The 8,030-nt window shown below is 58.5% G+C and carries 10 protein-coding genes; 9 read left to right on the top strand and 1 reads right to left on the bottom strand.

From position 1 onward, the window contains the following. Positions 1–89 precede the first annotated feature (89 nt). The 8 genes from ADG881_RS16345 (at position 90) to ADG881_RS16310 (ending at position 4,403) form a co-directional block, all read left to right on the top strand. On the top strand, positions 90–662 hold the full coding sequence (locus ADG881_RS16345; RefSeq protein WP_007148652.1) for a lipocalin family protein: 573 nt from the start codon (positions 90–92) through the stop codon (positions 660–662). Then, a complete protein-coding gene (locus tag ADG881_RS16340) occupies positions 662–1,114 on the top strand; it encodes a DUF4279 domain-containing protein (RefSeq protein WP_007150572.1) in 453 nt (150 codons plus the stop codon). Before ADG881_RS16345 ends, ADG881_RS16340 begins: the two co-directional genes overlap by 1 nt. Positions 1,115–1,227: 113 nt before the next feature. Continuing rightward, positions 1,228–1,695, top strand: a complete 468-nt coding sequence (locus ADG881_RS16335; protein ID WP_007149391.1) for a CYTH domain-containing protein — start codon at positions 1,228–1,230, stop codon at positions 1,693–1,695. Between the two features lie 58 nt (positions 1,696–1,753). After that, positions 1,754–2,377 (top strand): hypothetical protein, encoded by a 624-nt coding sequence (locus ADG881_RS16330; RefSeq protein ID WP_007149924.1) that lies wholly within the window; start codon positions 1,754–1,756, stop codon positions 2,375–2,377. Further along, entirely contained in the window at positions 2,374–2,964 is a 591-nt protein-coding gene (locus ADG881_RS16325) for a carboxypeptidase-like regulatory domain-containing protein (RefSeq protein WP_039926990.1), read from the top strand. Before ADG881_RS16330 ends, ADG881_RS16325 begins: the two co-directional genes overlap by 4 nt. A gap of 116 nt (positions 2,965–3,080) precedes the next feature. After that, on the top strand, positions 3,081–3,398 hold the full coding sequence (locus ADG881_RS16320; protein ID WP_007151187.1) for a multidrug efflux SMR transporter: 318 nt from the start codon (positions 3,081–3,083) through the stop codon (positions 3,396–3,398). Between the two features lie 104 nt (positions 3,399–3,502). Further along, positions 3,503–3,967, top strand: coding sequence for a DUF1456 family protein (locus tag ADG881_RS16315; protein ID WP_007150175.1), 465 nt, complete (start codon positions 3,503–3,505; stop codon positions 3,965–3,967). Between the two features lie 109 nt (positions 3,968–4,076). Beyond that, complete coding sequence (locus tag ADG881_RS16310) at positions 4,077–4,403, top strand: DUF6176 family protein (RefSeq protein ID WP_007150399.1); 327 nt, start codon at positions 4,077–4,079, stop codon at positions 4,401–4,403. Positions 4,404–4,502: 99 nt separating this feature from the next. Here ADG881_RS16310 and ADG881_RS16305 read toward each other — a convergent pair whose 3' ends face one another. Continuing rightward, a complete protein-coding gene (locus ADG881_RS16305) occupies positions 4,503–5,426 on the bottom strand; it encodes a LysR family transcriptional regulator (protein ID WP_039926989.1) in 924 nt (307 codons plus the stop codon). Between the two features lie 205 nt (positions 5,427–5,631). On the opposite strand from ADG881_RS16305, the gene metE reads away from it, so the two are divergent. Further along, complete coding sequence (metE, locus tag ADG881_RS16300; protein WP_007150761.1) at positions 5,632–7,923, top strand: 5-methyltetrahydropteroyltriglutamate--homocysteine S-methyltransferase; 2,292 nt, start codon at positions 5,632–5,634, stop codon at positions 7,921–7,923. Positions 7,924–8,030 lie beyond the last annotated feature (107 nt).

Here is an 8,030-nt window from a genome sequence, read left to right as displayed (position 1 = left end):
CAAGACTCAACAGCTGCACGCTTCAGGCCACGCTGAGTACGCAAGGAGTTATTCAGAGGCTCCCTAGTTCCACCCCAGAGGAGACATTGATGTTCGTAACCCACACTGCCCGTGCCACCCGATTCCTGTCTATCGTGCTGATCAGCGGGGTACTGGCCGCCTGTGGCGGCGACAAACCTCTGGCCACGGTGGATCAGGTAGACCTGCAGCGCTATGCGGGCACCTGGTATGAAATCGCCCGCCTGCCGCAATGGTTTCAGCGCGGTTGCCACGACTCCACCGCCACCTACAGCCTGAATGACGATGGCACCCTGAAGGTGGTAAACCGTTGCCAGCGCGAAGGCGACGAACCCAGTGAAGCCGAAGGCACCGCTCGCATTGTCCCCGATTCCGGTAATGCCAAGCTGAAAGTGCGCTTTGATAATTGGGTATCGAAACTGATTCCCACCATTACCGAAGGCAACTACTGGATAATCGCCCTGGACAAGGACTACCAGACCGTGGTGATCGGCGAACCCAGCCGCGAGTATCTGTGGATACTGGCGCGCCAGCCGGAACTCAACGATGACCAGTACCAGGCCCTGGTACAGGTGGCCGAGGACAAGGGCTTTCCGGTGGATCAGCTGGAACGCAACCGCGCCCTGCGCCCGGGTCAGCCATAATGGAACATCACGTCTATTTTGCCGTTTTCGGCTTTGACCACGACCCGCAACAACTGGACCTGTTACTGGGCCAGAGTGCGGACGACTACTGGTGCGAAGGCGAGAACTACAGCGACGCTGTCCCCGAGGCCCTGCGCCAGGAAAATCGCTGGATTCTGTCCAGCCAGCTGGACCACACCGCCAGCCACCGGGACCACTTTGAAAAGCTGCTCTACAAGCTGCAGCGCCTGGCGCCACAACTGTCTGTCCTGGACAACCCCAACGCGGATAATCCCGATCCGCATAACAGCATGTGGGAAACGCACTATCGTTACGGCATCGGGGTGTCACAGTACTTCTTTATGGACGAGCCGGCGTTTTATCTGCCTGCGGACATCATCGACGGCTACAAGGCACTGGGTTTTGACATCAGTTTTGATCAACTGGGCATAGACCTGAATAATTCGGCATAGCCCTCATCAATGAATCACCGTCAACATGAACCGCTTGGCGACAAATGATGGGGAAGTGCTATTGGCCAGTGTTACGCTTGCCATGCATTAGACAACTAATCAGGCAGCTAGCCATGGCAACGGAAATTGAGCGCAAGTTTAAAGTCAGTGACATAACCATTATCGATACCCTGGCCGGGGAACGGCTCACCCAGGGCTACCTGAGCCACGACAAGAACGCCACCGTGCGAGTGCGCACCACCGGGGACACCGCCTGGCTGACCATCAAGGGCAAAACCGTGGGCGCCACCCGCAGTGAATTCGAATACCCCATTCCGCTGGCGGATGCTCACCAGATGCTCACCGAGCTGTGCGGCGCCGGCGTCATCGATAAAACCCGTTACCGGCTGCCACAAGGTGAGCTGTGCTGGGAAATTGATGTGTTTCACGGCGATAACGACGGGCTGACCGTGGCAGAAATCGAATTGCCCAGCGAAACCACGCCCTTTGAAAAACCGGCCTGGCTGGGGGAAGAGGTCACCGGTGACAGCCGTTATTACAACAGTGCGCTAAGCACCACACCCTATAAGAACTGGTCGTAATCACAGCCAGCATTATCCAAAAATACCATCGGCAAGCGCCGATGCGGGGGAACAGCGAATGGAATCCAACCTTTACCAGGCACCGGACAGCGAGATCATCACACCGGAATCAGACACCTCGGGTTTAGCGCTCTATGTTGTCGCTCCCTGGAAGTTCAATCTGCTTTTCTGGGCGACCCTGGGCATCTATGACGTCTACTGGAATTTCCGAAACTGGCAGAACCAAAAAGACATCCGGCAGAAAAAAGTGCAACCCGTAGCACGCGCCCTGTTCAGTGTATTTTTCTTTGGCTCGCTGGTGAAAACCATCAATGACGAAAACGAAGGAAAGGCAAAACCTTTACCGGTCACCACCATGGCGACCCTGTATATTCTCTCCTACCTGATCAGCACCGTGTCTGACCGGGCCGCCGCCAACATGGAAACCTTTGGCATTCTGGACCTGATTTCACTGGCGCTTCTACCCGTCACTTGGGCCGTCCTGTTCAAGGCACAAAAAGCCATCAACCTGTCCCAGGGGGATGAGCACGGCCTGCTCAATAATCGACTGACGCTCGCCAACGGTATCTGGATCTTGCTGGGCATCAGCCTGTGGGCGCTCATTCTGCTGGGCCTGGCCAGCGGTTATTTTCCAGAGCAAACGGATTCCTTTCTCTCCAGTCTGATAGAGACCGTGTCATGATCAGGTCATCCACAAAGAAGGCACTCGTCTACCCGCTGCTTGGAGCAGCACTTGCCCTGCTACTGACCGGCTGCATCCCCACTATTCAACGAATGTGGGATGCCCAGCCCGTCAGCGGCACAATCATCGATGGCGACACCGGCGCCCCGATCAGCGACGCCACCATCAGTCTGATTGTCTCGCCCGATGACCCTGAGCCGCCCCGCACTACCACCAGCAATGCGCAAGGGGAATTTACCCTGCCCGGCAGCTCCCATATCGGTTTCCATATGGCCATGCCGGCCAGCTATCTGGCCTCGGACCAGTGGACAATTCGCCACCCGGCTTACCCGGATGCGGTGGCCGAAACGCGCACCATCGCACCCCCAACCGGTGAGCAGCACCGGGAAATCACCGTACCGCTGTTCGCCCATATAGAAACCACACCGGTGCAAGACTGCCCCTACTTCCATTACCAGCAGCAGCTCAGGCAGTGGATACAGCAACATTTCAACGAGGAAGCACAGCGCCCCTTCCAGGACTCCCTGCTCACGCTCTGCCATGACCCCGAGCGCATCGAAAAAATTCTCGCCCCACAGGAACCCTGATTCCGCCAGTGGGTCTGAGCTATACTTCACACCAATGGATACCGGGGACGACCCCGGCATTCACCGCCACCGCATCAATCACATAACGGGGACGACCCCATGACAGGAGACACGTCATGGCATGGGCCCTGGTTATACTCGCAGGCATTATCGAAACCGGCTGGGCGCTGGGACTAAAAGCCAGCCACGGCTTCACCCGCCCGCTTCCCTCACTGCTTACTCTCATCGGTATGGTCGCCAGCTTCTGGCTATTGGCAAAGGCCATGCAGACCTTACCCGTAGGCACCGCCTACGCGGTGTGGACCGGCATCGGCACTATCGGCACCGTGCTGTTGGGCATTCTGCTGTTCCAGGATGCGGTTAACGCCCCACGGTTACTCTGTCTCGGGCTGATTCTGGCCGGCATTGTGGGGCTGAAAATCTTTACCCCCTGAAACGTCGACGGACATGCAGGCGTGTTCCCGCCATCGGTTCCCTGTACTATTACATTTGAACCATGGCGGTCACGCCTCTCCGTTTCCCTTACCACAGGTCCCGCATGCTCAATAACGACGTCCTTCGCCGCACCCGGTACATCTTCGATTTCGACGACACTCGCATGATCGGCGTTTTCGCCGAAGCCGGCGAAACTGTCACCCGGGAACAGGTCAGCGACTGGCTGAAAAAGGACGACGACCCGGCCTTTCAAAAATGCACCGATCGTACCCTGGCGATTTTTCTCAACGGCCTGATCAATGCATTGCGCGGCAAGAAACCCGGGCAGCAACCGGAACCGGAAAGCCGCCTCACCAACAACATGATTTTCATGAAACTGAAAATCGCCCTGAACCTGCAAGCCGAAGACGTGCTGGCGGTGCTCGAGCTGGCCAACTTCCGCATGAGCAAACACGAACTCAGCGCCTTCTTCCGCAAACCCGGCCACAAGCACTACCGGGACTGCAAGGACCAGATTCTCCGCAACTTTCTCAAGGGCTTGCAGATCCAGTATCGGGACGGGGAATAGCCTGCCAGCCGGATGCTGGACGCCTAAGGCCTGACGCATCGCACTCAATAATTAACGCACAGCCTTGATACCACTCAAGGTCTTGAAACACAGATAAGAAGGGGCTGACATGGACGTTATCGCCGGCCTGATCGAGCTTAAGCCGAACAGCGACGAGGAAGTACAAGACTGGAAAGCTTTTATCGAAGACCATCGCGAACAGGCACTGGAAAGCCTGCACGCGGAAGGCGTCAGTGTGGAGTCCTGGTTTTCACTCACACTGGGAGGCAAGGACTATCTTCTCTGCTATATGCGGGCAGACTCCATCGAGAAATCGCAGCAAGTCATGGCGGATTCCGATAACCCGGTGGACGCACGGCATCGTCAATTCAAAGAAAGTGCCTGGGTGTGGGGCAGCCATGTAAAGACCGAGCTACTGCTGGATCTGGCGACCTGAAAAGGCGCACAACAGATCGCGCCGCCAGCGACGCTCCTACAGCAAAAAACCTCATTAAACTCTCATCAATCCACAACCTTATGGCTTTTCGATAGAGTATTAGCTGCCCTTCACAGCCCGTACTCCGCTCAACGTTTTGAAACACAGATCCCGCGCAGTACCGAGAAACTCCTGCACATAAGGCGTCTGTTCGTCTTCCGCGCGCACTGCTGCATAGAGCGTGCGCCACACCCCCTTTTCACCCAGCCGCACAGTTTTCAATAAATCGTGTTCGGTGTATTCGGTGAGCGCCCAGTTGGGTAGCGCTGCCACACCCCGGCCTGCCGCCACCAGTTGTGCGGTCATCGGGGTCAGCTCCGCGGTGCGGATAGCAGCCGGCTCGGCGCCGGCCGGGTCCAGAAAGGCGGTGAACACATCCAGTCGTTCCCGCTCCACCGGGTAGGTAATCAAGGTCTGGTCAGCGAAGTCTTCCGGAAGAATCCACTTTTGCGCCGCCAACGGCGATTGCCGTGACACCGCCAGCACCAGCTCGTAACGAAACAGTGGCACATAAAGTACAGCCTCGTTTTCCACCGGATCGGAACTGATCACCATGTCCAGGTCCCCACGCACCAACGCAGGCAACGGCGCAAAGCTGAAGGCCGCGGACAAATCCAGCTCCACCTCCGGCCAGTGCTCCCGAAACGCATCCAGTGCGGGCATCAGCCACTGAAAACAGGAATGGCACTCGATGGCGATATGCAGCCGCCCGGTCTGCCCGGCGGCCAGACGCTTCAGCTCCCGTTCCGTCTGCTGCACCCGGGGAAGAATCTCCCGTCCCAACGCCAGCACCCTCAGCCCGGCTGTGGTAAAGCGTACCGGCCGTGTACGTCGCACCAACAACGCTACCCCCAGACGGTGCTCAAGATCCTTCAACTGGTGAGACAGCGCCGACTGGGTGACATGCAGCCGCTCTGCGGCCTCCACCAATGATCCCGCCTCTTCAATGGCACGCAGGGTGGCCAGATGTCTGAGTTCGAGCATGGAAATCTCCGTGGTGGACAAAACGGCTGCAGGCGCGGCTACAGCCAGGCCAACGCTAGTTGAGTAAAATTCATAGTTAGGATTAGTTATTTGATTTTGCCTCAACTTAGCAGAGAGACACAATAGCCTCGATCCCAAACAAACCCCGGGCACAGTACATCTTGCATAAACCCTGTTGCCCGCCAGTCATCCCAAGGAATCCAACATGACCACCCTGCATAATCTCGGCTTTCCGCGCATCGGCGCCCGCCGCGAACTGAAACAGGCACAGGAAGCCTACTGGTCAGGCGACCTGCAACAGAGCGAACTGGAGCATGTGGGCAAAAGCCTGCGCGAGCGCCACTGGGCCCTGCAGGCCGACGCAGGGGTGGACCTGATGCCGGTGGGCGATTTTGCCTGGTACGACCAGATTCTGGAGTTTTCCTGCCTGCTGGGCGTTGTTCCGCCACGCTTTGAACAGGATGCCAAGGCACCGGTGGACCTGGACACCCTGTTCCGCATGGCCCGTGGCCGCGCGCCCACCGGCAGCCCCGCCGCAGCCTGCGAAATGACCAAGTGGTTTGATACCAACTACCATTACATCGTCCCGGAGCTGGCCGCCGACCAGACCTTCCGCATCGCCCGCGAAAGTCTGTTCGAGCAGGTTGAAGAAGCCAAAGCACAGGGCCACAACCCGAAACCGGTGATCCCCGGCCCGCTCACTTACCTGTACCTGAGCAAGGGCGATGCCTTTACCAGTGCCGACGATAGCGCCAAGCTGGCGCTGCTGGATCAGCTGATCCCGGTCTACCGCGACATCCTTCAACGCCTCGCCGACCAGGGCGTGCAATGGGTACAGATTGATGAGCCGATTCTGGTGCTGGACTTGCCAGACAGTTGGCAGCGCGCCTACCTGCGCGTGTACGACCAGCTGGCCTCGGCCAGCCAGGCCAAACTGTTGCTGGCCACCTACTTCGGTGGACTGGGCAATAATCTGTTCACCGCGCTGGAGCTCCCGGTACACGGCCTGCACCTGGATCGGGTACGCGGCAACGATGACCTGGGTCAGGTTGTTCCCCGGCTCGGCGACAAGGTGTTATCGCTGGGGGTAATCAACGGTCGCAACATCTGGCGCACCGATCTGGACGCCGCCCTGGATGGTCTGATTGGCCTGCGCAATGAACTGGGCGGCCAGCTCTGGCTGGCACCGTCCTGTTCCCTGCTGCACAGCCCGGTGGATCTGGACCAGGAAGACAAGCTCGATAGCGAACTGAAAAGCTGGTTGAGTTTTGCCAAGCAGAAACTGGAAGAGCTGGCGCTGCTCGGTGGCGCCCTGCGTGGCGACAGCAGCGTCAATGCCGGCCTGCACACCCAGCGGGCAGCCTTGCAAGCCCGTGGCTTGTCCTCGCGGATTCACAACCCTGCCGTTGCCCAGCGCCTGACAGACGCCAGCCAGGTTTCCCGCGACCGCCTCAGCCCGTTTGCCGCCCGTATTACCCGGCAGCAACAAACCCTGCAGCTGCCCGCCTTCCCCACCACCACCATCGGCTCTTTCCCGCAGACCCGGGAAATTCGCACCGCTCGCCGGGACTGGAAAGCCGGCAAGCTGATCGACGCCGACTACCACCAGCAAATGCAGGAAGAAATTGCCCGCTGCATTCGCTACCAGGAAGAAGTGGAACTGGATGTGCTGGTGCACGGCGAAGCCGAGCGCAATGACATGGTGGAATACTTCGGTGAACTGCTGGACGGTTTCGCCTTCACCCGCTTTGGCTGGGTACAAAGCTATGGCTCACGTTGCGTCAAACCACCGATCATTTTCGGCGACGTGCAACGCCCCCATGCCATGACAGTGGAATGGGCCCGTTACGCCCAGTCCCTCACCGACAAGCCGGTGAAAGGCATGCTCACCGGCCCGGTGACCATTCTGCAATGGTCCTTCGTGCGGGACGACCAGCCCCGCGCCGACACCTGTCGCCAGATCGCCCTGGCCCTGCGCGATGAAGTGCAGGACCTGGAAAAAGCGGGCATCAAGGTGATCCAGATTGACGAACCCGCCCTGCGTGAAGGCTTGCCGTTGCGCCAGGGGGAGTGGGCACAGTATCTGGACTGGGCAGTGGATTGCTTCCGCCTGGCCACCGTGGGCGTGGACGACGACACCCAGATTCACACCCACATGTGCTACTCGGAATTCAACGACATCATCGAAGCCATCGCGGCGCTGGATGCGGATGTGATTACTATCGAAACCTCCCGTTCCAACATGGAACTGCTGGATGCCTTCCGGGATTTCCACTACCCGAACGACATCGGCCCGGGCGTCTACGATATTCATTCGCCCAACGAACCCGACGTGGAATGGATGGTACAGCTGATGGAAAAAGCCGCCGAGCGGCTGCCCAAGGAACGGCTATGGGTAAACCCGGACTGCGGCCTGAAAACCCGTAAATGGGAAGAAACCCGTGGGGCGCTGGCCAACATGGTCAATGCGGCCAAACAGTTGCGCCAGGCAGGCTAGTCCCGCTGTTAAACGGGGGAATGTCGGATTACGCCTTTCAGGCTCTCTGTGCCCTTGGGTGAATTCGACCTACAGACTGTTAAACGGGTTTAGCCGTCCCGTAGGAG

This window comes from Alcanivorax sp. DG881 (genome assembly GCF_000155615.1).
Classification (GTDB): Bacteria; Pseudomonadota; Gammaproteobacteria; order Pseudomonadales; family Alcanivoracaceae; genus Alcanivorax.
Note: the sequence above shows the minus strand (reverse complement) of the source record. Positions and strands in the feature narration are given on the sequence as shown.

Bases quoted from the DNA above. Each gene is read 5' to 3' on its own strand.
- ADG881_RS16315 (WP_007150175.1), top strand. From the start codon at position 3,503: ATGCTCAATAACGACGTCCTTCGCCGCACCCGGTACATCTTCGATTTC.
- ADG881_RS16345 (WP_007148652.1), top strand. From the start codon at position 90: ATGTTCGTAACCCACACTGCCCGTGCCACCCGATTCCTGTCTATCGTG.
- ADG881_RS16340 (WP_007150572.1), top strand. From the start codon at position 662: ATGGAACATCACGTCTATTTTGCCGTTTTCGGCTTTGACCACGACCCG.
- ADG881_RS16305 (WP_039926989.1), bottom strand. From the start codon at position 5,426: ATGCTCGAACTCAGACATCTGGCCACCCTGCGTGCCATTGAAGAGGCG.
- ADG881_RS16330 (WP_007149924.1), top strand. From the start codon at position 1,754: ATGGAATCCAACCTTTACCAGGCACCGGACAGCGAGATCATCACACCG.
- ADG881_RS16320 (WP_007151187.1), top strand. From the start codon at position 3,081: ATGGCATGGGCCCTGGTTATACTCGCAGGCATTATCGAAACCGGCTGG.
- metE (WP_007150761.1), top strand. From the start codon at position 5,632: ATGACCACCCTGCATAATCTCGGCTTTCCGCGCATCGGCGCCCGCCGC.
- ADG881_RS16335 (WP_007149391.1), top strand. From the start codon at position 1,228: ATGGCAACGGAAATTGAGCGCAAGTTTAAAGTCAGTGACATAACCATT.
- ADG881_RS16325 (WP_039926990.1), top strand. From the start codon at position 2,374: ATGATCAGGTCATCCACAAAGAAGGCACTCGTCTACCCGCTGCTTGGA.
- ADG881_RS16310 (WP_007150399.1), top strand. From the start codon at position 4,077: ATGGACGTTATCGCCGGCCTGATCGAGCTTAAGCCGAACAGCGACGAG.